The 630-nt window shown below is 41.1% G+C and carries 1 protein-coding gene; it reads left to right on the top strand.

Translation table 11 applies throughout. The annotated features are described in order from the left end of the window. The coding region (locus tag ACFILY_RS09665) for a hypothetical protein (protein ID WP_375673388.1) at positions 1-198 on the top strand (198 nt) is incomplete at its 5' end. Positions 199-630 lie beyond the last annotated feature (432 nt).

The following is a 630-nucleotide window of genomic DNA, read 5'->3' on the forward strand; positions in this document are numbered from 1 at the left end:
TTCCGTCGCATCAAAAGAACAAGGCGCCGCCATAAGAAGCAACCTCAAGCCATGGGGAACATGCACACCAAAGAAGAGCACTCTATTCCTTCAGTTGGTAACATGTTTCAACAATTTTCCTTGAGCATGAAACATTTTTGTCCATCATGTGTGCAGGTTGCAAAGAATGAAATTCTTCATTTACATGAGCCACCATGAGGTAAGGTCAGGTACGTCAAGCTTAGTGACGTTAAACAAGCGCTTCTTGGGAGGCAACCCAAGTCTTTAAATTCTTTGCATTTACTTTTCCGTATTTCTTATAGTTGTTGTGTGTGATTTTTCGTATTTTTCTTGTGTTTGTGGGTTTTGTTTGTCACTTTTGTATTGTTGGTGTTGTGTTGATTTAGCCGTTTCCCGTATTTTATTTCACCATGTTGCACCTCTATTTTTATGTCTCTTCTATTTTTCCTAGATAGTAGGTGTTTCATAGTCCATGATTCTATCACTTGTGGGTATTTTCGGCTTCGTTTTCGCAAGTTTTAAGAGTGCTAGGATGTCTATGCTGAAGTTTCGGGCTGATTTTTCACTAGTTTTGAGTGTGGAGGGTTTCCAGATGGTTGTGCGGGGTGCCGTGCGGCCGCATAGGCCATT

The sequence above is a fragment of the Bartonella sp. CL25QHWL genome (assembly GCF_042195335.1).
In the GTDB taxonomy this organism is placed as follows: domain Bacteria; phylum Pseudomonadota; class Alphaproteobacteria; order Rhizobiales; family Rhizobiaceae; genus Bartonella.